At 71.6% G+C, this 21,966-nt stretch carries 15 protein-coding genes; 4 read left to right on the top strand and 11 right to left on the bottom strand.

Going from position 1 to position 21,966, the window contains the following annotated elements; all coding sequences use genetic code 11:
- Positions 1 to 350: 350 nt before the first annotated feature.
- Together AC1RTC_RS14810 and AC1RTC_RS14805 are read left to right on the top strand one after the other, a co-directional pair.
- Complete coding sequence (locus tag AC1RTC_RS14810) at positions 351 to 575, top strand: hypothetical protein (RefSeq protein ID WP_493157003.1); 225 nt, start codon at positions 351 to 353, stop codon at positions 573 to 575.
- A gap of 50 nt (positions 576 to 625) precedes the next feature.
- Complete coding sequence (locus tag AC1RTC_RS14805) at positions 626 to 1,318, top strand: hypothetical protein (RefSeq protein WP_493157002.1); 693 nt, start codon at positions 626 to 628, stop codon at positions 1,316 to 1,318.
- Between the two features lie 19 nt (positions 1,319 to 1,337).
- Here the strand turns inward: AC1RTC_RS14805 and AC1RTC_RS14800 are convergent, their stop codons facing one another.
- Positions 1,338 to 2,768, bottom strand: a complete 1,431-nt coding sequence (locus AC1RTC_RS14800) for a carboxylesterase/lipase family protein (RefSeq protein ID WP_493157000.1) — start codon at positions 2,766 to 2,768, stop codon at positions 1,338 to 1,340.
- 108 nt (positions 2,769 to 2,876) lie between these two features.
- On the opposite strand from AC1RTC_RS14800, the gene AC1RTC_RS14795 reads away from it, so the two are divergent.
- Positions 2,877 to 3,074: a hypothetical protein gene (locus tag AC1RTC_RS14795; RefSeq protein WP_493156998.1), complete on the top strand. Its 198-nt coding sequence runs from the start codon at positions 2,877 to 2,879 to the stop codon at positions 3,072 to 3,074.
- Between the two features lie 69 nt (positions 3,075 to 3,143).
- On the opposite strand, the gene AC1RTC_RS14790 is transcribed toward AC1RTC_RS14795, so the two are convergent.
- A complete protein-coding gene (locus AC1RTC_RS14790) occupies positions 3,144 to 6,146 on the bottom strand; it encodes a DUF5107 domain-containing protein (protein WP_493156996.1) in 3,003 nt (1,000 codons plus the stop codon).
- A 92-nt stretch (positions 6,147 to 6,238) separates the two neighbouring features.
- Between AC1RTC_RS14790 and AC1RTC_RS14785 the strand changes: the two genes are divergently transcribed.
- On the top strand, positions 6,239 to 7,102 hold the full coding sequence (locus tag AC1RTC_RS14785) for an AraC family transcriptional regulator (protein ID WP_493156994.1): 864 nt from the start codon (positions 6,239 to 6,241) through the stop codon (positions 7,100 to 7,102).
- Positions 7,103 to 7,277: 175 nt separating this feature from the next.
- Here the strand turns inward: AC1RTC_RS14785 and AC1RTC_RS14780 are convergent, their stop codons facing one another.
- From AC1RTC_RS14780 to AC1RTC_RS14740, 9 genes are all read right to left on the bottom strand, one after another.
- Positions 7,278 to 8,183 (bottom strand): aldose 1-epimerase family protein, encoded by a 906-nt coding sequence (locus AC1RTC_RS14780; protein WP_493156992.1) that lies wholly within the window; start codon positions 8,181 to 8,183, stop codon positions 7,278 to 7,280.
- Positions 8,180 to 10,294 carry an alpha-galactosidase gene (locus AC1RTC_RS14775; protein ID WP_493156990.1) on the bottom strand — a complete coding sequence of 705 codons (2,115 nt, stop codon included), beginning with the start codon at positions 10,292 to 10,294 and terminating at the stop codon, positions 8,180 to 8,182. Before AC1RTC_RS14775 ends, AC1RTC_RS14780 begins: the two co-directional genes overlap by 4 nt.
- Positions 10,291 to 11,127, bottom strand: a complete 837-nt coding sequence (locus AC1RTC_RS14770; protein ID WP_493156988.1) for a carbohydrate ABC transporter permease — start codon at positions 11,125 to 11,127, stop codon at positions 10,291 to 10,293. Before AC1RTC_RS14770 ends, AC1RTC_RS14775 begins: the two co-directional genes overlap by 4 nt.
- Positions 11,120 to 12,046 (bottom strand): carbohydrate ABC transporter permease, encoded by a 927-nt coding sequence (locus AC1RTC_RS14765; RefSeq protein ID WP_493156986.1) that lies wholly within the window; start codon positions 12,044 to 12,046, stop codon positions 11,120 to 11,122. Before AC1RTC_RS14765 ends, AC1RTC_RS14770 begins: the two co-directional genes overlap by 8 nt.
- On the bottom strand, positions 12,046 to 13,311 hold the full coding sequence (locus AC1RTC_RS14760; protein WP_493156984.1) for an ABC transporter substrate-binding protein: 1,266 nt from the start codon (positions 13,309 to 13,311) through the stop codon (positions 12,046 to 12,048). The genes AC1RTC_RS14765 and AC1RTC_RS14760 overlap by 1 nt, the downstream gene beginning before the upstream one ends.
- Positions 13,312 to 13,334: 23 nt before the next feature.
- Positions 13,335 to 15,860 carry a glycoside hydrolase family 97 catalytic domain-containing protein gene (locus AC1RTC_RS14755; protein ID WP_493156982.1) on the bottom strand — a complete coding sequence of 842 codons (2,526 nt, stop codon included), beginning with the start codon at positions 15,858 to 15,860 and terminating at the stop codon, positions 13,335 to 13,337.
- Between the two features lie 363 nt (positions 15,861 to 16,223).
- Entirely contained in the window at positions 16,224 to 17,702 is a 1,479-nt protein-coding gene (locus AC1RTC_RS14750) for an FGGY-family carbohydrate kinase (protein ID WP_493156980.1), read from the bottom strand.
- Entirely contained in the window at positions 17,702 to 19,336 is a 1,635-nt protein-coding gene (locus AC1RTC_RS14745; RefSeq protein ID WP_493156978.1) for a fucose isomerase, read from the bottom strand. Before AC1RTC_RS14745 ends, AC1RTC_RS14750 begins: the two co-directional genes overlap by 1 nt.
- Positions 19,333 to 21,798: a GH116 family glycosyl-hydrolase gene (locus AC1RTC_RS14740; protein ID WP_493156976.1), complete on the bottom strand. Its 2,466-nt coding sequence runs from the start codon at positions 21,796 to 21,798 to the stop codon at positions 19,333 to 19,335. Before AC1RTC_RS14740 ends, AC1RTC_RS14745 begins: the two co-directional genes overlap by 4 nt.
- Between the last annotated feature and the right edge of the window lie 168 nt (positions 21,799 to 21,966).

Here is a 21,966-nt window from a genome sequence, read left to right as displayed (position 1 = left end):
TCCATGGGATCGACCGGAACTGCGTAACCGCCGACGTTGTCTTCGTTGTCCATATCGGACCTCCCCAAGTCTAAAAATTTGTCCCGCGTTGTGCGGGTGTTTCACTATATAACCGGAATGACACCGATGTCATTCCCCTAGATGTAGTGGTTCGGCGTGTCGCGCGATTTCTTTTAATCTAGGCCCAGCCACTGACATCCCGACCACGTTCCTCGCCGTTTCCTTCGAGTTCGCCGCAACCCCTCGACAAGGCGCGCAACGGAGCGTTTACTCATCGGTACAGCAGCTTCTCCCCTCGGCCCGCACCCGGCGTCCTACAACTTTCAAAGGCGAAAGTGAAGGAGCACGACATGACCATGACCACCCCGAAGCCGTCCGCGGGCGCGTCGCCGCTGCGCGGCGCCATCCAGTGGACTGCGGTGCAGTCCGGCCTCTGGGTCGGCAAGATCAACGGGGAGTTCGCCGGCATGATCGAGGCCCGTCGTGGCGAGGGGTTCTCAGCAACAACCCACCTCGCGAAGCACCTCGGGGTGTTCGCCACGGTGGATGAGGCGAAGGCGCGTTTCCGGGAGTAGATCCGCCTCTAGACTGGCGCTCTCACCCGACCCCACAGACCGGAGCACCAGTGTCATCTGACGCGACTACCGAGGGCCGCCAGGGCCTTACCTTCCTTCGTAAGAACACCGAAGTCATCATCGCGATCCTCCTCGGCATCGTGTCGATCGGCACCGCTTACGCCTCGTTCCAGAGCTCGCTCTACGGCGGCGTGCAGGCGCAGGCGTACACGAACGGCACGAACCTCGCCACCGAGGCCGAGTCGCAGTACCTCGAGGGCAACCAGCAGTACGTGCAGGACTCGCAGCTCTGGCAGACGCTCACCGAGCTGCGCCTCGACATCGCCAACCCCGACCCCGCCATCTCGGCCGCCGCGCAGATCAAGTACGACACCGTGTACTTCCAGTCGGTGTCCGACGACTTCGACGGCGCGATCCAGCGAGCCGACGCGGAGAACGAGGCCAACCCCGACTTCTACGTCGACCCGAGCGACGACGAGGACTACCAGGCGGCGCTGTTCGACACCTACGCAGACACCCACGAGCAGGCCCAGGCGAAGATCGCCGAGGGCGACCAGGCGAATGCCTACGGCGACAGGGACACCCTCGCGACCGTGATCATGGCGGTCTCCCTGTTCCTCCTCGGTATTGCCGCGGTCGTCACCGCGTTCCGCGTCAAGATCATCATGGGCGCGGTGGCCGTGGCGATCTTCATCGTCGCGATCGTGATCGCCGCCGCGGTGCCGCAGCTGCCGCTGTTCTAGGTTTCGATACGGGGCCTCCTCAACCGGCCCAGGCGGCGCGCTCGTCCTCCCGCGGGGCGAGCGCGACGCCGCTGGCGGGTGCGTCGAACACCTGCACGGGCCGGCTCGCGCTCCACGCGGGCCAGCCCGGGTCGCCGGTGGTGGCGAAGCGCACCCACGCCGAGTGCATGTCGTCCGCGAGCTGCTGCGGGGCATCCCGGCCGTTGAGGCGCACCGCGTCGTCGGAGGCCAGCCGGTCGAAGACGAAGCCGAGCTCCACGGCGTGCGCCGCACCGAGTCCCTGCACGGGGCTGGGCCACGCGAACTCGTAGAGGTGCGTGGTCGCGGGCCCCGCGAGCCGGGCGTCCGCGATGCGGTTGAACGGCAGGCGCAGCAGGAGGTCCGTCGCCAGGGCGCCGAACAGCTCGCCGCGCGAGGCGCCGGGCCGGTTCGCCCGGTACACGCCGAGTATCCGGCCGCTGATCCGGAACTTCAGCCGCGCCCCCGCGAAGAGGGCGCCGCTGATCTTGTCCATGAGGCCGGTCGGCACGAACCAGAGCCGGTACTCCTCCGTCGTGGACCCGAGCATGATCGGGATGCCCGAGCCGCCGCCCGCGAGGATCGCCGTGAGCGGCTCCGCCGGCACGAGGCCGTCGCCGATCGCCAGCGCGAACGCGGCACCGCCCGTGATGGGCGTGGAGCCGGCGGTCACCGCCACCTGGGCCGCCACGAGCTCGCCGGCGGGGATCGCCGCGAACGCGTCCCGGGTCGGCGCGATGCCGAGCTTCTTGGCCATCAGACGCGTGATCCGACCGGCCTTGGCTCTCGGCGAGGCGGACGGCGGGCCGCTCTGCAGGATCGCGCGGGAGAACAGCCCGGGCGGGTTCGCCACGAGCGCGCTCAGCAGGATGGCGCCCGCGGACTGCCCGAAAACGGTGACGTTGGCGGGGTCGCCGCCGAACGCCGCGATCTCGCGCTGCACCCAGTGCAGCGCCTCGACCACGTCGGCGAGCCCGAGGTTGAGCGGGGCGCCCTCGAGCACCGAGAATCCCTCCGCCCCCACGCGGTAGTTGAGGGCGACGAGCACGATGCCGTCGCGCGCGAAGCTCGTGCCGTCGTACGCGTCAAGCGCGTTGGACCCGTGCGCGAGGGAGCCGCCGTGCACCCACACCATGACGGGAGCACCCTGGGCGCCGGTCGGCGCCCACACGTTGACGTTGAGGAACTCGTCACCCTCGACCACGACGGTCGGCAGCAGCGCCTCGATGCCGCCGGAGTACGGCGCCTGCGGAGCGGTGGGGCCGTAGGCCGTGGCATCCCGAACACCCGTCCACGACGCCGGCGGCACCGGCAGCGCGAAGCGGCGCTCGCCGACCGGGGCCGCGGCGTACGGGATGCCCAGCCAGCGGCCCACGCCCCCGCTCGAGCTGCCGCGCACGGATCCGGAGGAGAGGGTGACGTCGTTGGCCATGCTTCAGCCTAGGGCGGGCGGAGTGCGGGGATAACGATTGATAGCGCGTGCGCACTCCACCGCGAGTGTTCACACGGATGTCACCGGCATGGTGCACGATTACCCCTCGTGACCTACACGGAGCACTTCTATCTGATCGAGGACGGGCACGGTCGCTGGACCATTCGCCACCAGATCACGGACATCGTCGCGGGCACCATCCTGCGCACCGCCGGAGGCTTCCGGCTCAAGAACGAGAACTCCCGCACGGTGGGCAACTTCGACTCGATCGAGAGCGCCCTGGAAGGCCTCTACGCCGTGGTGTGACCCGCCCGGGCGTCGTTGAGCCCGGGGAACTTCGCGTCGAGCTCGGCCCGGCGCAGCCGGGTCAGGCGGTCACTCGCGGGGCGGGTCGAAGAGGAGCAGCTCGGGTAGCGACGTCGCGAAGTAGTCGGGCGCCGCTCCCGGCACAGGGGCTACGGGATGCCCGGCCGCAACGGCCTCGTCACCGCGGCCGAGCGCGCGCAGGGCCACCGCCCGCACGTCCTCGATGTGCCCCGTGGGCGCGAGCAGGTGCCTCGCCTCGCCCAGGGTCGCCGGCGGCAGCAGGGCGCGGTCGGCGAGGGCCAGGGCATCCGCCGGGTCCGCGGCCGCGCGGGCCAGCGCGAGCCAGGCGTTCTCCCACGCCGCGAGCGCTCGGCCCTCGCCGCCCTCCCAGGGCGCGAACGGGCGCGACTCGAGGATCGCCGCCGCCTCGTCGGCTCGGCCGGCGGTGACGAGCAGCTCGCAGTACTCCACGGCGAGGTCGTCGCGGTCGAGCACGATCGCGGTGTCGAGGCGCTGCAGCCGCTCCTCCGCGCTGGAGCCGGCCCGCGCCAGCAGCTGGTCGGACTCGTACCAGAGCCGTGCGTCGCGGGGCGCGAGGGCGATGGCCCGCTCGTACAGCGCCGCCGCCTCCGCGCCGTCGCCGGTGGTGTTGTAGGTCGCGATCGCCGCGTTGCGCAGCGCAACCGGGTCGGCCAGCCCGCCGGCGATCGCCGAGCGCCACAGCTCCAGGGCCTCCCCGGTGCGGCCTCGGTCGTAGAGGAGCATCGCGAGCATCGCCCGCGCGCGGCCGTCGAGCGGGTCAGCGGCCACCGCGGCGACGAGCGCGTCGTGGTCGTCGAGCCCGTGCGGGAACGCCCGGTCGGCCGGAGCGGCCGCGGCCATCGCGCGCACCGCTGCGGCGGCGGCCCCGTCGAGCAGGCGGGCCAGGTGGTACAGGGCGATCGGCCGCGCCGCACCGACGGCGGCGCGCTCGAGGAGCTCGGCCGCGCGGTCGCGCTCGCCCATGGCGACGAGCTCGAGCGCGATGTCGACGAGGGTCTGCGGGTCCTCGGTGGTGGGCTGGCCGCTCAGGTGCAGGGCGAGCTGGTCGAGTGGGTCGCGGGCGAGGGTGGCGTCGAGGACCCCTTGGGCCTCGACACTGCGGCCGAGCCGCTCGAGCATGACCGCCTCGATCCCGAGCGCACGGGAGTCCTCGGCGCCCACGGAGTGGGCCCTGCGCACGCGGTCGAGGGCCTGCGCCGAGCGCCCCGCCGCGGCATCCATGCGGGCCAGCTCCACCAGCGCGGCGTGCTCCCACTTGCCGTCCCACGCGGCCTTCGCGAAGGAGTCGTAGGCCTCCCCCGCGCGGCCGAGCCGGGCGAGGACGAGGCCGCGCAGGTAGGAGGCCTCGCCGTCGGCCGGGTTGAGGTTGCGGGCCGTAAGGCGCACGAAGGCGCTCTCGAGGTGCTCGAGCGCGCGGGCGTACTCCCCCGCGCGGTAGTGGTGGTCGGCGAGCGCGACGTTGCAGCGCACGTCGTGCGGGTCGCGCGCTATCGCCTCTCGCCAGTAGGGCAGCGGCGAGCGTGTGGGGTGCCGGTACTGGGCGAGGTGGATGCCCGTGAAGTAGAGCTCGTCGGTGGAGGTGATCGCCGCGGGCAGCGGCGGCTCGGTTGCGGTCGCCGGCTCGGGCTGGCCGGATGCCTCGGGCCGGGGCTGCCAGCGCAGAAGTTCCACGCCGCCCTGCGCGACGACCAGCACGACCTCGCTCGGGGCGCGGCCGTCCACCTCCACGCGCTCCTCGTACGTGGACCCGGGCCCGAGCTCCCCCTGCCACAGGGAGAGCACCTCGCCGGTCGCGGCGTCCCTCAGGGTGACTGTCGCGTTGCGGCGCACCGAGGTGGCGGTCGCCCCGAGAGCCGCGACGCCGTCGGCTACCTCGAGGTGCACGGCGGCGTCGAGGTTGGCCTGATGCACGACGCCGATGTTCTGGATCGGGTACCAGGCCTGGGTGAACGTCTTCGTCTCGCCCGGCATGAGCCATGCGAAGTCGGGCTGGTTGTCGGTGTACACGCCGGCCATGAGCTCCACGTAGGGGCCGTCGCCGTCGGTGAGCAGGGCGTCCCACGCGTGGCCGAAGGGCGCGTCGCCCCACGTCCACTGCTTCTTGCCGGGGGCGACGTGCCGGTCCGCGACGTGCACGAAGCCCGCCCGCGCGGCGTGGTCGTAGCCGCCGAAGAAGTCGTCCGCCGTGTCGACGATCATGTACGAGGTGGGCACCGGGATGTTCCGGTAGAAGTCGAGCCGGTCGCCGCCGCCCGCCGCCCGGGCCGGGTAGTCGACGCCGTAGTACGGGCGGTCGGCCGCGGGGAACGCGGTGATCGCACGGCGCGCGTGGTCTGCGACGAACCGCACGTCGGTCGGGAAGAACGACTGGTAGTCCTCGTGCACGCGCGCCGCCACGTTGGCCCACCAGAGGAAGGTGTGCACCTCGCTCGTGCGGTTGTGCAGCCTCACCACGAGCTCGACCGCCGCGCGGTCGGGGTGCAGGCGCACCCCGTGCATCCCCTTCATACGGTCGAAGGGGTCGTGGTCGGAGTTCCATACCGTCACCGAGCCGTCCTCCCCCTCCTCGATGCTGACGTCGACGGGGAGGAACGTGCCGGGCCGGTGGTGCTGCGGCCAGTTGAACTCCACGCCCCCCGAGATCCACGGGCCGGCGAGGCCCACGAGCGCGGGCTTGATCACGTTGTTGCGGTAGAAGAAGTCGTACCCGGCCACCTTGTCGAAGCCCACATGGATGCGGCCGCCGAGCTCCGGCATCACCATCAGGCGGATCCAGCGGTTCTCAAGGTGCACGGCCTGCCACTCGCGGGGGGCCGGCTCCGTGGCAATGCGGTCCGTGAACGGGATCGGGTACACCCGCCCGCTCGAGCCCTGGTACACCCGTCGATCGAGGAACATCGGGTACCGGTCGGACTCGTGCGGCTCGTACGTCGGGATTGTGACCGGCTCGCTCCACGCGACCGCGCCTCCGTCGGCGAGGCGGGCCGCGAGGCGCTCAGGGACGGCGGGGAGGGCGAAAACAGCGTTCATGGTCCCCCTAGTCAAGCGGCGGCCCCGGTCCCCGTGAATGAGGGAAAGATCCGCACCCATGGACAATCCGCTGACAATGGCATACTGGGCGCGTGCCCATCCAGGAAGGCTTCCGAGACCAGCGGCTGAGCGTCGTTCCGCGGCGCACCGTCGTCGAGGCGCTCGCGCGCCCCGTCACGCGCCGGCTCGTCGTCACTGACGGCGGCCACTACCCGCACGCGGTTGATCACCTGATGCAGCGGCCCGCCGGCATCGACGAGACCATCGTGATCGTGTGCGTGAGCGGCACCGGCTGGGCGAACGTCGCCGGCGCGCAGCACCGCATCGGCTCGAACACCGCGCTCGTCATCCCCGGTGGCACGCCCCACGCCTACGGCAGCTCAGAGGGCTCACCATGGACGATCTGGTGGTGCCATCTGCGCGGCAGCGACTTGCCGGAGCTCATCGCCGAGATGGGTGTTTCCGGCACCCGGCCGGTCGTGCCGATCCGCCATATCGAGCGCGCGGTGGCCCTCCTGGACGAGATCGTCTCCACCCTCGAGCGCAACCACGCCCCCGCCAGCCTGATCGGCGCCTCGGGCACGGCCTGGAAGCTCCTCACCCAGATCGTCATCGACCGGTCGCTGCCCTCGCCCGGCGATCCCCTGCAGCGCGCGATGGCGTACCTCTCGGAGCGCTACGACAGCACGGTGCGCGTCTCCGACCTCGCGGCGCTCGTCGGCGTCTCCCCCTCCCACCTGAGCGCGCAGTTCCGCCGCGCGACCGGAGGCGGCGTGCTCGCACACCAGACGGCGCTGCGCATGGCCCGGGCCCGGCAGCTCCTCGACACCACGAGCGTGCCCATCAACGAGATCGCCCGCGAGGTCGGCTACGACGACCCGTTCTACTTCTCCCGCCACTTCCGCCGGCTCCACGAGGCGAGCCCGACGGAGTACCGCGAGCGCGACAAGGGCTAGCCCGCCCCGGCGCACCCCGCCCCCGCCCCCCGGCCCCCGGCCCCCGGCCCCCGGCCCCCGGCCCCCGGCCCCCGCGAAGGCTATGCGGAGCTTTCGGCACCGTGCGGAGGCTCCGGAGGCCGCACGGTGTCGAAAGGTCCGCATGGGCGCGGAGGTCGGGCACGCCGCCACGGCGTCAGGCCAGCCGGATGCCCCACGCCGCCGTCCACGTCTCGCCCGGCTCGAGCCACCGCAGCCCCTCCCCGGTGCGCAGCGCATTGGGCGGAGCGGTCATCGGCTCGACGGCGATCGCGCCGCCCTCGGCACCGGGGAACTCGTCCGTCACGTACACCTGCACGTACGCGAACACCTCGTCGGCCCAGAGCTGCACCTCTCGGGAGTCCGGCGCGCGCAGGCGGTGGACCACGGTCCCGTCCTGCGCGCGCAGCGCGGTGTAGCACGCGTGCGGAACGGCGTCCCTCACCGCCCGCCCGCTCCGGAGGTCGAAGGCGGTGCCCGCGACATCGAACGAGCCGCGCGGGATGTGCCGCTCGTCCAAGTCGAGGGCGCGGTCGGCCTCGATGGCGAGCACGAGATCCCCGGCGGCGGCATCGCCGACGCGCAGGTACGGGTGCGCGCCGATCGCGACCGGCGCCGGACGTGCGCTGAGGTTCGTGATGCGGTGGGTCACCCGGATCCCGCGGTCCTCCAGCCGGTACTCCACGCTCGTGTCGAGCTCGAACGGGTAGCCGTCACCGCCGTCGACGGCGGCGGCGAGCGTGACGCCCGAGGCTGCGGCGACGACCGGGACGTACCGGGTGCCGGTCAGCAGCCCGTGGTTGGCGTTGCCCAGTTCCGGCTCCGTGAGCTCGAGCTGCTGCATCCGGCCGTCGAGGGGCCAGCGGCCCTCCTCCACGCGGTTGGGCCACGGCACGAGCACCATGCCGGCGCCGAGCGGCGGGTGCTCGTCAAGGGTTCCGCGCACGAGCTCGACCCCCTCGACGGTGAGGCGGCGCAGGCTCGCGGCGTGCTCCGAGACGACCGCGGTCGCGCCCGTGGCGCCGCGGAGCTCGTGGAGCGCCGCGACCTCGGTGCCGGTCACGCGCCCGGAACGGCAACCGCGCGCAGGAGCACGGAGCGGTCCGGGTCGAGCGAGGGCGCCTCGACGCCGACGGTGCCGAGCACAGCGCCGCTCAGGACGACGCCCTCCGCGAACCACGGGGGCAGCACGCCGCCCGGCACGGTGCCCGGGAAGACAGGCTCGACGCGGTAGGCGGTGGCGGGGTCGAGTCCGGGCAGGCGGATCCGTCCGGGCGGCCAGGTCGCGGGCCGCTCCACGACGGAGAACGCGTACAGGGCCGCCGAGGCATCCCGAGCGACAACGCCCTCGAGGCGCAGGCCGTGCGAGAGGTCGCCGTGCACGACGGAGCCGGTGTGCAGCAGCCCGCGGCTCTCCTTGTGGAAGCCGACCCAGCCCCTCACCGCGGCGAACTCCTCGTCCGACGCCTCGAGCAGGTTGATCTCGACCCCGAGGTGCCCCCAGAGCGCCTTCTCGGCGCGGTAGTCGAGCGGGTGCACGCGGTGCGTGGTGTGCGACTCCTCGGCGCCGATGTGGGTGCCCTGCAGCTCCGGCGGCAGGAGCAGGCCCGTCCACCGCTGGATCTCGAGCCGCTCGTGCGGGTCGTTGCAGTCACTCGGCCAGACGCGGTCGGCGAACTGCATGATGCCGAGGTCGATGCGCCCGCCGCCGCTCGCGCACGACTCGATCTCGAGCCCCGGATGCGCGGCCTTCAGCTCCCGCATCATCCGGTAGACCTGCTCGACCTGCCGTCGCACGCCCGCGCGGCCGGTGGGAGTGTGGCCGGCGTCGAGCAGGTACCGGTTGTGGTCCCACTTGATGTAGGCGATGCCGAGCGACTCGACGAGGGCCGAGACCTGCCCGAAGACGCGGTCGTACGCCTCCTCGTGGCCGAGGTCGAGCACGTGCTGGTGCCGGCTCGGCAGGCCGGTGCCGTGGCCGGCGTCGAAGACCCACTCGGGATGCTCGCGCGCCAGCTCAGAGTCGAGATTGACCATCTCGGGCTCGAACCACAGGCCGAAGTCCATCCCGAGCTCGCGCACCCGCCGGGCGAGCGGCTCGAGCCCGGACGGCCACACGCCCCGGTCGACCACCCAGTCGCCGAGGGAGGTGGTGTCGTCCCGGCGCCCGAGGAACCAGCCGTCGTCGACGACGAAGCGCTCAGCGCCCAGCTCCGCGCTGCGCTCGGCGAGCCGCAGGAGCGTCTCGGGGTCGTGCTGGAAGTAGACGGCCTCCCACGTGTTGACGATGACCGGCCGTGCCGTCGAGGGGTGCGACGGCCGCGATCGCAGGTGGCGGTGGAAGCGCCCGGCGAGCTCGTCGAGGCCCTCGCCCCAGGACGCGTAGAGCCACGGCGTCTCGTAGGTGCCGCCGGTGTCGAGCACCACCTCGTCGGGCAGCAGGAGCTCGGCACCGGAGAGGCGCTGCGTCCCGGCCGGCACGCGCTCGGCCGCCGCGACCTGGTTGCCGCTCCAGGCGACGTGGATGCCCCAGACCCGGCCGCGCCGGAAGCCGAAGCCCTCCTCGCCCGCCAGCAGGAGCATGGTGTTCTCGAGCCCGGGCTTGCCGCCGCGCGACTCGCGCACCCACGCGCCCACGGCGAAGGGATGCCGCTGCGGCACCCGCTCGAGCGCCCAGCGGCCGGTGAAGTCGAGCAGCTCCGTCGCCTCCGGGGGCACGGGCACTGCGAGCTCGAGGGTCTCGACGCGCCAGGGCTCGCCCTCGTTCGTGATCGCGGCGCGCTGCCGGAGCAGCCCGCTCGGCAGCAGCTCGAGCTCGACGCGCAGCGCGAGGGAGTACTCCCGGTCGGAGGCCTCGCAGGTGAGCAGCGTGCCGTCGAGCACGTAGCTGGCGTCGCGGAACCGCGGCGCCCACCGGGTGCCGCCGCTCGACCCGGCCACGCCCGGGCGGCCGAGCCAGCCGTCCGGCAGCTGGGCGACGACCGGCACGGGCTGCGGATAGGTGACGGCGGAGTCCCCGATGGCGGGGAGTGCTGCACGGGCGAGATCGTCGAGTGCGGCATCCGGCAGCTCGCCCAGGTCGGGGCCCCAGTGCAGGATTCGGGGCAGCCGCCCGCCGTCGGTCGCGACGACGACGCTCGTGCCGCCGGCGCGCAGGTGGACCACGGCGCTCATCCCTTGAGCCCGCTCGAGGCGATGCCGGCGAAGAACTGCCGCTGCAGGGCGATGAAGACGACCACGAGCGGGATGGTGCACACGAGGGCGCCTGCCATGAGGGTGGGGTAGTTGGTACCGAACTGCCCCTGCATGCTCGCGAGTCCCACCGTGAGCGGCCGGTTCGCGCCGGCCGGGTTGACGATGAGCGGCCAGAGCAGGTCGTTCCACGAGTAGAGGGAGGTGAGCACGGCGAGCGCCGCGATCATCGAGCGCGCCATCGGGAGCATCACGGACCAGAACGTGCGCAGGGTGCCCGCGCCGTCGAGCCGGGCGGCCTCCTCGTACTCCTTCGGCATCGTCATGAACGCCTGGCGCATGAGGAAGGTGCCGAAGGCCGAGAAGATGCCGGGTATCGCGAGCGCCGGGAGGGTGTTGAGCAGCCCGAGCCCCTTCATGAGGTCGAACTGCCCGAGCAGGAACAGCTGGCTCGGCACCATGAGCATGAGCAGGAACAGCACGAAGAGCACGTTGCGGCCCGGGAACCGCAGCCGCGCGAACGCGTAGCCCGCGAGGGCCGCGACGAGCACCTGGCCGACGACGCGCATCACGAGCGAGATCGCCGACACCCCGAACTGCGCCCAGAACGGCACCGAGGCGAAGAACGTCTCGAACGCGAGGGTCGTGGGGTGCGCGGGGATGATCGTCGGCGGGAGCGTCGACACCTCGTTCGTGGTCTTGAACGCCGTGAGGATCTCCCACACGAACGGCACGACCATGAGGGCGACGGCGATGATGAGGATGACGTGGATGCGCCACTCCCCCCGGCTCGCCGCCGAGCGACGGCTAGTCATAGACAACCCACTTCTTCTGGAGCCGGAACTGCAGGGCGGTCACGGCCATGATGATGATGAGCAGCACGATCGCGATGGTGGCCGCGAAGCCCTGCTTGAACTGGACGAAGGCGGCGTCGTAGAAGAGGTACACGATCGTCTTGGAGTCGCCGAGCGCCGTGTTGTTGACGCTGCCGAGCATGACGAAGACGAGGTCGAACATCTGGAACGCCGAGATCGTCGTGAGGATGGTCACGAAGAAGATGCTCGGGCTCAGCAGCGGCAGGGTGATCGAGAAGAACTGCTGCACGCGGTTCGCGCCGTCGAGCGACGACGCCTCGTAGAGCTCGGTCGGGATCGACTGCAGCCCGGCCCCGAGGATGATCAGGTTCACGCCGAGCCCCATCCAGATGCCGACGACCGCGAAGGCGTAGATCGTGAATCGCGCATCCGCCACCCAGTACTCGCCGGGGATGCCGACAAGCGACAGCACGTAGTTGAGCAGGCCGAAGTCGCCGTTGAGGATGAAGCGCCACACCATGCCGACCGCGACCGGGAGCGTGACGACCGGGAGGAAGAACAGCACCCGGTAGATCGCGCGCCCGCGCGAGACCTGCTGGATGAGGGCCGCGAAGACGATGGCGATCGGGATGCCCAGCAGCACCAGCGCGGTGTACAGGGCCGTGTTGCCGAGCGCCTGCCAGAAGCCGGGGTCGCCCAGCAGCCTCGCGTAGTTGTCGACGCCGTTGAACCTGCCGGGCCCGAAGACCGGGACGTTCATGAAACTCTTGATGAAGGTGGAGACGAACGGCCAGAGGTAGAGGGCGGCAAGGCCGATGAGCGCCGGCGCGATCATCGCCAGCGCCCACCAGTCGGTGCGCGCCCCGAGCCCGGTGCGGCGGCGCTGCCGCCCCACCGGGCTCGAAACGTTGCTTGTCATCAGCCCTCGGCCAGGACCTTATTGATCGCTTCGGCGTAGGCCTTGGCGGCGTCCGCGGCGGAGACCTTGCCGTTCCACGCGTCCGTCAGGTAGTCGCCCTGGATTCCCTGCCACGCGGCAGCGTTGCCGTTCACGGGCAGCGGCACCGAGTAGGCCTGCGCGTCGATGAAGACCTGCAGGTTCTTGAACTCGGGCATCGCGTCCATCCAGGTCTGCGCGGTCCCCTTGTAGGCGGGCAGCACGGCACCGGACTCGGCCTGGATCTTGGCGGCCTCGGGGCCGCTCGCGAACATCAGGAACTTGGCGGTCTCCTCGGGGTGCTTGGTCCCGACGTAGCCGACGTTCTCGATACCGCTGCTCACCGTGGCCTGCACCTTCCCGGTGGGGAGGGGAGCGACGTCCACGTTGGGGCGGAGCTCCGTGTTGTTGTAGAGCTGGAGCGCCCAGTATGCACCAGACATGTACATCGCGACCTTGCCCTGCTCGAACTGGGTCTCGGCCTCGGTGTCGGAGAGCTGCTGGAGCGTCGGCGAGGAGCCGTCGGCCTGCAGGTCGGTCCAGAACTTGATGCCCTCGATGGCCTCGGGGCTGTCGATCGCGGCGGTCTTGCCGTCATCGGAGATGACCTGGCCGCCCGCCTGGAAGATCGTGTTGTAGTAGCCGCCCTGGTAGTCGATCGGAGCGGCGACGCCCCACACGCCGGCCGCGGGGTTCGTGAGCTTCTTGGCCGTCTCGCGGAAGTCCGCCCAGGTCCAGTCGGCGGCCGGGTAGTCCACGCCCGCGGCGTCGAACAGGGCCTTGTTGTACCAGACCGCGTTGGTGTCGAAGTCCTTCGGCAGGCCGTAGAGCTTGCCGTCGCCCTGGTCGTACAGGTCGAGGACGGCCTGCGGGTAGTCGGCGAGGTCCACGCCCGCGCTCTTCACGGCGTCGGTGATGTCGAGCAGCTGGTTGCCGGCCGCGTAGGGCTGGATCTGCTGGGCGAGCATCCAGAACGCGTCGGGCGCGGTGCCGCCGGCGGCGCCGGTCTGCAGGGTCGACCAGTACTGCGGCCAGGGCAGTTCCTGCACCTCGACCGTGACGTTCGGGTTCTCCTTCTCGAAGGCGTCGGCGATGGCCTGCATCGCCGGAGTCTGGGTTCCGGCCCAGATGCCGTACGTGATGGTGACGGGCTCGTCGGACCCGGTCTCCGCGGCGGGCGTCGAGCACGCTGCGAGCATGCCCACGGTCGCCACGGCTGCTGCTGCGGCTAGCCATTTCTTGTGCATTGGGTTTCCTTTCATCGCGCCGGTCAACGGTGACCGGCAGTAGGGTGCTGGCCGTCGTCGACGGCAGTCACGGTGAGGAGGGCGTCAGCCCAGTCGATGTGCGGCTCCCGGTCGGCGGAGGTCGCACGGAGTTCGAGCATCCGGCCGCCCGAGACGTCCACGGACACCGCCGTGGCGGCGCCGCCCTGCACGAGGTCGAACGACGCGCGCTCCACCCCGTCGACGAGCACCGTCGCGCGGGCGGTGAGCGGGTGGTCGGGCACGGGATGCGGCTGCTGACCCATCCCGACGAAGGGGGGCTCGTCGTCGATCCCGACGAGGGCCGAGAAGCTGCTGGCCCGGCCGCCGAGGTGGAACTGCACCCACCCGGGCGCGGCCATCCCGATCCCGCTGTCGAACGCCCGCCCGCCGATGGACTGCTGCTGACCGTCCCGGGGGTTGCCGCCGCCGTTCGACTGGTCGCGCTCGACCGGCCCGCTCGCGTTGCGGAACGCGAGGAACGGGAGCGCGGAGAGGCGGTGCTCGCCCGCGGGGAGCGGCCGGAAGACTCGCGCGTGCGCAACCGCCGGCACGCCGTCATCCCCGGGGCCCTCGACCGTGACGACGCCGAAGTCGGCCCCCGCGAGGGCGCGGACCGTGCGGGTGTCGCCGTCGGCGGTGCTCGTCCAGCCGGGCGGCAGGCGCAGGGTCGCCCCGGCGCTCACCGTCAGGGTCGCCACGTCTCCCACGAGCTCGGCGACGGCGGGGGTCACGGTCGGCGGCGCGACGGCTGCGCGCGGTGCAGCGCGGTGCAGCGGCGCTCCCGCGGCGGCGACGATGGCGGCGAACCCGCCGTCGGCCGCGAGCTGCACGGTGAGCTCGGTCACGCCGGAGAGCTCGGCCTCGGCGAGGTCGGCCGCGGCATCCGTGACGACCCACGCGTCGGCCGCGCCCAGACCGAGCCGGTCGAGCGGAACAGTGATGGTGCGGGCGGCGCCCGTCGCGATGCCGCCGACGAACCAGCGGTCTCCGTGGCGGCGCGCGAGCACGGCCTCGGTGTCGGGATCGCCCGCGAGCAGGAGCGTCTCGTCCCACCACGGCGCGAGCTCGGCGAGGAACCGCGCAACGAGCGGCCGGGCCAGGTAGACGGAAGTGTCGTCGGCGAAGTGGGTGATGCCGCACTCGAACGCCACCGAGAGAGCGAGCTCGTGCGCGTCGCTCGTGCGGCGGCCGGGGGCGGAGAGCGCGACCGGGGTGTAGTCCATGGCGCCCAGCACGTTGCGGGTGAACGGGAGGATCACGTTGTGGGCGGGCTCGAGCGGCTCGTCGTAGAAGACGTAGTACTCGGCGCCGCGCGCGGCCTCGTAGCCGATGAGGTTCGGCCAGGTGCGCGCCCACCCGCGTGGGATCACGGAGCCGTGGACGTTGACCATGAGTCCCACGCGGGCGGCCTCGGCGAGGAGCGCGTCGTACCAGCGGTAGCGGTCCTTCGACTCGGACTCCATGAAGTCGACCTTGATACCGGCGACTCCCCACGAGCGCCACAGGCCGAGCCGGCGCAGGTTCTCGGGGCCGTTCAGGTCGCGCCAGACCGTCCAGATGTGCACCTGGATGCCGCGGGCGCTCGCATACGCGACGATCTCCGGCACCCAGCTGTCGTCCCAGCCGCAGTCGATGAGCAGGTGCTCCCAGCCCAGCTCGGCGGCCTCGTCGACGAAGCGCCTCTGGTGATCGAGCTGCGCGCCGGAGTAGAAGTCGCTCCACCACGACCATGCCGCCCGGCCCGGCCGGACCCAGGCTACGTCCGCCAGCTCCGGCACCACGGGCGGCGCGAGCTCGTCCACGAGCTGCGACTCGACGATGGCGGCAAGGCTGCCGACGATGAAGACGCGCCACGGGCTGACCTCGCCGCGGGTGACCTCGATGGCGGCGTCGGCGGGCACCAGCCGCAGGCCCGCGGGGGTGCGGTCGAGGTGCGAGCCGCTGAAACGGCCGTCGATGCCGGACTCCGTGACGAGCACGTGGTCGCCGGCGGCGGAGCGGATGAGTGCGGGGAGGCCGTAGGAGCCCTCGGCCAGCGCCGGGGCATCCGTGCCGAATCGTGTCGTCTCGTACCAGGTCTGGTAGTCGAGCATCCAGAGCCGCTCGGTGCCGTCGAGGGGCAGTTCGAGGCGGTCGCCCTCGACGCTCGCGACGCCGTCGAGCAGCGGGAGGCGGTACCGCACGGCGACGCCGTCGGCGGCGACGCGGAGGACCAGCTCCCAGGGTGTGCCGTCGGGCTCGCGCAGGGTCACGACGGACTCGCTGTGCTCCGCGGAGTGCAGACCGCGCTTCTTGCCGGATGCCGCGGAGAAGCTCTCGACGAGGGTGCGCCGCGTGACGCCGACGAGCACGGCGGACTCGCCGTACGCGGAGCCGTTCACGACGGGGCCGACCGGGATCGCTGCCAGGACTGTGCGGCCCTCGGTGGTGATCGTCAGAGTGACGCCGCCGCCCGCTACATGGACGAATGCAGCAACGCGGCCGCGGCGCTCGGCGCTCGCGATTGTTGCGTCATCCTCATCGATCACGGGGGAACTCCATCGGCCATATCGGGTATCGGAAAGGGCAGCACCCTCTCGTCTCCAGCGACGCTACCCGCGACCGCAAGGGGCGCGACATGACCGTATTGCGAAGGTGCATGGACAATCCGATGACGTGAGAGGGCGAGGACGCCCTGGCTGCCGGGGAGTCCGCGGCAGTGCATGGACAACCGGTGACTCAATCTTCGCCGATTCAGCCGCGGGGCCCCGCGGCCAGTCGTCACCCCACGGGGTGAGGTTCCCGGGGCGCACCGCGACGGAGGAGAGCCCGTGCTCCTGGCAGTGGTACTCGAGCAGCTTCTCGCCGATGCCCTCGGCCGATGTTGCCCCGGGCGCCCGTGACGAGGATCTTCACCAGCTGTCCTTCTGGCGGGCGGCCAGCACGTGCACTATCGACGCGGTGGCCGGGTACAGCTCCCGGTAGAGGGAGTAGAGCTCGTGGTAGTTCGCGGCGAGCTCGCGGCGCGGCGAGACCGTGCGCTCCACGGCATTCCACACGCCGATATCGACGGATGCCACAGCCCCCGCCGCGAGGAACGCCGCCCCGTAGCTCGCGCCGATGGTGACGGAGGGCACGATCTGGGTGAGGCCCGTGACATCCGACACGATCTGCAGCCACAGGTCGCCCTGGGTGCCCCCGCCGACCGCGACCACGCGCTCGATCGTGCCGCCCGCCGCGCGGATCGCCTCGACGTTGTGCCGCACGCCCATCGCCGTGGCCTCGAGCGCCGCGCGGTACAGGTCGCCGCGGGTGTGCTCGATCGTGAGGCCGGCGATGATGCCGCGGGCGTCCGGGTCGGCGATCGGGGTGCGCTCGCCCGCGAGGTACGGGATCATGAGCAGCCCGTGGGCACCGGGCGCGCTGTCCGCTGCCTCGGCGAGCAGGGTCGGGAAGTCGGGCGAGCCGAACAGCTCGCGCAGCCAGCCCGTGATCGCTCCGGACGTCGCCATCCCGCCCGCCAGGTTTCGCGTGCCCTCGAACGCGCCGACGGTGCCCCACAGCTCGGGGATCGTGATGCGGTCGGCGATGGTGTTCACGAGGAACATGGTCGTGCCGTACATCAGCATGAGGTCGCCGGGCGTCTGGGCCCCGACGCTGACCGCCTCCGTCCAGGCGTCGATGGTGCCGGAGACGACCGGGATGCCCGCCGGGAGCCCGGTCTCGTCAGCAGCAGCCGCGCTGACCGACCCCACCACGGTGTCGGCCCACACCAGCCGCGGCAGCTCGATCTGCCCGACGATGGGCGCGGCCCACGGCTCGTACCACTGCTGCGCGACAGAGTCGTAGAGCGGGGAGCACTGGCTCGCCGACTGGTGGTCGAGCACGTACTCACCGGTGAGCTTGAACGCGAGCCACGACGCCGGCATGAACAGCTTGCGCGCGGCCGCGAACACGTCGGGCTCGTTCTCGGCGACCCACGCGATCTTCGGCCCCGCCGCCTGGGTCGAGAGTGCGGAGCCCCCGCGGGAGAGGATCTCGTCGGCGCCCAGCGAGGCCGTGAGCCGCTCGATCTGCGCCGTCGCGCGGGTGTCGACGCCGTAGAGGATCGCCGGCCGCAGCGGCGCGCCCGACTCATCGGCGAGCGCGACGCACGGACCCATGCCGCTCACCCCGACCGCGACGACGGGCTCGGCGGCGGAGGCGGCCAGCTCGCGCGCGATCGACGCGAACTCGTCCCACCACACCTCCGCGCCCATCTCGACCCACCCGGGCCGCGGGCGGTCCACTGAGTGCGACCGAACCGCCGTGGCGACGACGGTGCCGTCGAGCGCGACGAGCACGCCCTTGCTGCTCGAGGTGCCGATGTCGACACCGAGGACTACTCCCACTACGCGAGCGCGACGTCGCCGATGAGGTGCACCTTCACGCCGAGGGCGGCGAACATGGCCGCCTTGGCGGTGAGGGCGCTGTCGGCCGTGGCCGCGTCCGGTGCGTAGACGACCTGCGCGTGGTTCGCCTTGTGGCGGGCCATGAACTGGTCGCGGGTCACGCCGTGCAGCACGACGTGGGCGATCGGCCACTCGGGGTTCGTGGCATCCTTGCGCCGCTTCGTCTCCTCCGCGGGCAGCTCGACGACGCTCGCGCGGCCGATGTCGATGTTGAGGGCGCCCTCCGCGATGTACACGCGCGACCACACGATCTCACCGGGCTTGGAGACCCCGTTGATCGTGCTGCCGCCGGCCGGGAAGAACACCGGCCCCTGGCGCCAGCCCTCCGCGTTCTGCCAGCCGCCGAGGTGCGACGCCGGCACGGAGCCGGAGATCTCGTAGACCCACACGAAGTCGTCGCCGACCTGCTCGCCCCACCGCACGTCGTGGAGCGTGTTGTCGGGCACGAGGCCCATCGCGCGCCAGACGCGGTCGGTGACGAGGGAGTCCACGGCAACCCCCTCGTCAGCTTCGTTGAAGTGCGGCATGGCGAGGCCGGCGTGCAGCTCGCGCTTGCCGTCGCGGCTGAACACCGGCGGCCGGTCGGTGGTGTTCAGGATGCCCTCGGCGAGGTCGCTCGCGGGCACGAGGTCCTTGAGGCCCTGCTGGTACTGGATGCCGATGGCGTCCAGCCCGAAGTCGTCGGCGATGCGCAGCGCGGCGATGTACATCTTGTACTGCCAGGTCAGCTGCGCCTCGGTGAGCTCGGTCTCGTCGTCGGTGCCGGTCAGGAACGTCATGCCGGCGTTCTTCAGCCAGGTGCCCACCGCCGCGGCATCCTCGTCGCTCACCGTCAGCATCTCGGCGTACAGCGCGCTCTGCGAGAGGCGCTCCTTGTAGATGCCGATCGGGTTGAGCAGCTCGTCGTCGAAGATCGCGTTGTACATGCCCATGCAGCCCTCGTCGAAAACGCCGATGATGGCCTTCTCCTCGAGCAGCTGCCGGGCGAGCGCCTCGCCCAGCTGCTTCTCCGGGCTGTCGCCCAGTGCGGGGAGGGGATGCACGTGCGAGGCGTCGTGCGTGATGTGCCGGGTCTCCACCCACTCGCGCAGGCCGCTGAGGAACCACTCGTCGGTGAAGTCCACGCTCCAGATCGTGGAGTACTCCTTGCCCATCTTCGTGAGGCCGGCGTTGAGGCCGAGGAGGCCCACGAGGCCGGGCCAGTCCGGGGCGAAGTTGGCGATCGTGAGGATCGGCCCGCGGTGGGTGCGGAGGCCGGCGAGCACGTGGTGGCTGTACTGCCAGACCGCCTCCGCGACGATGAGCGGGGCATCCGCCGGAATGTTCTTGAACACCTCGAGGCCCATGCGCTGGCTGCTGATGAACCCGTGCCCGGTGGCCGGGTCGACGGGGTTGGCGCGCTCGACGGACCACCCCAGCGTCCCGAGCGCGGCGGCGATATCGCTCTCGAGCTGCTGCTGCGTGGGCCAGCCGGCGGTGTTCGCCGAGGGGCGGAGGTCGCCGCTCGAGATGAGCCAGGCGGTCTTCGGCCGGACTGCCGCCGCCGTGCGCTCTGCCGGGAGGGTGTACGTCATTGTGGTGCTCCTTCGTAGGTGAATCGCGTGCTGTCGCCGGCCGTGAGGATGCCGGGCGTCGGGTTCAGGGGGCGCCCGCCGACCGTCAGGCGGTCGAGCGCGAGAGTGCCGTAGTCGAGGGCGAGGGTGACGCCGGTGCCGTCGATCGACACCCGGCCCCATCCCGTGCCGGTGCTGAAGAACGAGTCGAGCGGCCCCGCCGCGAACTCGAGGCTGCGCTGCGCGGCGTCGTACTGCGCGCCAGTCAGGGCGACGAGCACGGCCCAGCTCGCGAGGGAGCGGGCGTAGTGGTTGCCGCACTCCACCTCGTTCCACGGGCTGCGGTTGCGGCCGTTGTGGCGCGCGCGGACGGCGCGGACGATCGTCAGCCCCTCCTCGACGAGGCCCTCGAACACGAGGTGCGCGGCGACCTGGTACTCGATGCCGGTCCACACCTCGTCGGAGTACACGAACGGGATGCGCGGCCGGCCCCCGCGCGGCCACGAGCACAACACCAGCCCGGCCTCTTGGCCGAGGGCGTAGGTGCGCTGCACGCTGTGGTGGCGGCTGAGGTCCTCGCGGAAGTTGTGCCGGTAGACCGCGTGGATCGCGGACTTCACGTGCGCCTCCGGCAGCACGTGCCCGAGGCCGGTGAGGTGGGCGAGGTACTGCCCGAACAGCTGGTCGCTCAGGACCCCGGTGCCGTACTGGTACCGCACCGCGTCGACATCCTCGATCTTCTGCTCGTAGTACTCGCCGTTGAACAGCAGCTCGTCCATGCGGGCCGACCCGCGCTCGGCGGCGGCCAGCCAGCGCGCGGCGGTCTCGTGCTCGCCCAGGTGCTCGGCGAGCTTCGCCCCGGCGTGCAGCGCGGCGAAGAACACCGAGTTGCTGAGCGAGTTCTCACCGTAGAACTCGATGTCGTAGGTGTTGTGCTGCTTGCTGTCGAGCACGTCGTCGCCGTTGCTGTCCCACTCGGTGAACGCGAAGTCGAGGGCGCGGGATGCCCCGGGCCACACCTCGCGGAGGAACTCGTCGTCCCCGCTGAAGCGCCACTCGCGGTACAGCCTCACGACGGCGCCGAGCTGCCCGTCCACCGCGGGGTGGAACTCCCACGGCGGCGAGTCGAAGACACTGTTTGCGCGGAAGTTCATCCGGCCGTCCTCGCGCGTCTCGTGCAGGAACTCCGTCCGGCGGGCGCTGCGCTCGAGCTCGGGGAAGAGGTAAGCCAGCCCCTGCGCGTAGTTCCACACGTGGGTGCAGGTGCCCTCGCAGCTGCCGTGCTGGTCGAAGGTGCCCTCCCAGGCGGCGAACGTGCCGTCCTCGAGCCGGAAGCACGTGGTGCTGCGGATCACCGCGAGATTGGATCCGGCGGCGTCGATGACCTCGGGCGGGAGGCTGCTGCCGTAGAGCGCGGCATGGAAGGCGCGCGTCGAGGCCTCGAGCCCCGGCAGCGCGCGATCGAGCTGGCCCGCGACATCCCACGCATCGGTGAAGCGCGTCGCGTAGTGGTTGCGCACGATCTCGTCCTTGTGCGGGCTCGGCAGGTTGATGTTGCCGAGCCACGCCTTCGGGCGGTTGGGGAAGTACCACGCCAGGCGGAACTCGAAGTCGCGCGTCTCGCCCGGCGCGAGCTCGTGGTGGATGCCGAGGGAGCCGACGCGCAGCCGTGTGATCCACTCGGGCAGCTCGCCGGTCTCGAGCGTCTCGACGGTCTCCGGGGTGAGGCGGCCGTCGTCGCGCAGGTCGTCCCAGAACACCTGCGCGCCGTCCTGCCAGAAGCCCCACAGCCACTGCGGCTTGCTCGTGACGCTCTCGTCGGCCGTCGTGAGGCTCGCGCTGCCGAAGGCGAGCGAGGTCGCCGGGAGGTCGCTGGCGAAGTAGACGCCCCGGATGCCGTCGCCCTCCAGGTACGTGTTGACCGGGTGGCCCTCGAACGTCGGGAAGTGGAACACGTCCCCCTTGCGGCTCGCGCCGACCGGGTTCGCGAGGGAGCCGACGACGGAGACCTGCAGCGGTTCCGCCGTGGGGTTGGTGACCCGGTACCGCAGCACGGCCGCCGGGATGCCCGACGCATCCGCATCGAGGGGGACGAAGGGGGTGAACGCCTCGAGCGCCACGGCCACCGGGAGGTCGTCATCCTCGAACTCGACCTCCACGAAGGGGTACTCGCCGCGCAGGCGGGAGTCGCGCAGCCGCGGGAGGCCGCCGAGGTCGCCGGCGTAGTAGCCCTGGTCGGCCTCGTGCGGCTCGCGGAACCGGGACTGCAGCACCCGCGTCACCGGCTCGGCGGAACCGCCGCGCACGTCGATCGCGAACAGGCTGAACGGGAGTCGGCGGCCCTTGGCCGGCCCGTTGTCGAGCTCCCAGTCGCGCAGCTCGCCACGAGCGCCGATCGAGACGTTGCCCGTGCCGATGCCGCCCAGCGGGAAGGCCGCTGCGCTCGCTCCCGCGCCCAGCCACGGGGTCGCACCACCGATCACCAAATCCTCCTTGATTACGGCACTATCGTTACAGAAATCGATTTCATGCACAAGTCGAAAAGCGAGCCTGTTTGAGGCGCCCGCGGGTCGGTGCTGCGCCCGGCCCCGCGCCCGGCGGCCGGCCCCGCGCCCAGCCCCTGCGCCCGGCCCCGCGCCCGGCCCCGGCCC

This window comes from Rhodoglobus sp. GW821-FHT12B09 (assembly GCF_058809925.1).
The sequence above is the reverse complement of the archived record's forward strand: the minus strand, read 5'-3'. Positions and strand labels throughout refer to the sequence as shown.

Coding starts and splice junctions, on each gene's coding strand:
- AC1RTC_RS14810 (WP_493157003.1), top strand. CDS start 351: ATGACCATGACCACCCCGAAGCCGTCCGCGGGCGCGTCGCCGCTGCGC.
- AC1RTC_RS14800 (WP_493157000.1), bottom strand. CDS start 2,768: ATGGCCAACGACGTCACCCTCTCCTCCGGATCCGTGCGCGGCAGCTCG.
- AC1RTC_RS14790 (WP_493156996.1), bottom strand. CDS start 6,146: ATGAACGCTGTTTTCGCCCTCCCCGCCGTCCCTGAGCGCCTCGCGGCC.
- AC1RTC_RS14775 (WP_493156990.1), bottom strand. CDS start 10,294: ATGAGCGCCGTGGTCCACCTGCGCGCCGGCGGCACGAGCGTCGTCGTC.
- AC1RTC_RS14770 (WP_493156988.1), bottom strand. CDS start 11,127: ATGACTAGCCGTCGCTCGGCGGCGAGCCGGGGGGAGTGGCGCATCCAC.
- AC1RTC_RS14765 (WP_493156986.1), bottom strand. CDS start 12,046: ATGACAAGCAACGTTTCGAGCCCGGTGGGGCGGCAGCGCCGCCGCACC.
- AC1RTC_RS14760 (WP_493156984.1), bottom strand. CDS start 13,311: ATGCACAAGAAATGGCTAGCCGCAGCAGCAGCCGTGGCGACCGTGGGC.
- AC1RTC_RS14745 (WP_493156978.1), bottom strand. CDS start 19,336: ATGACGTACACCCTCCCGGCAGAGCGCACGGCGGCGGCAGTCCGGCCG.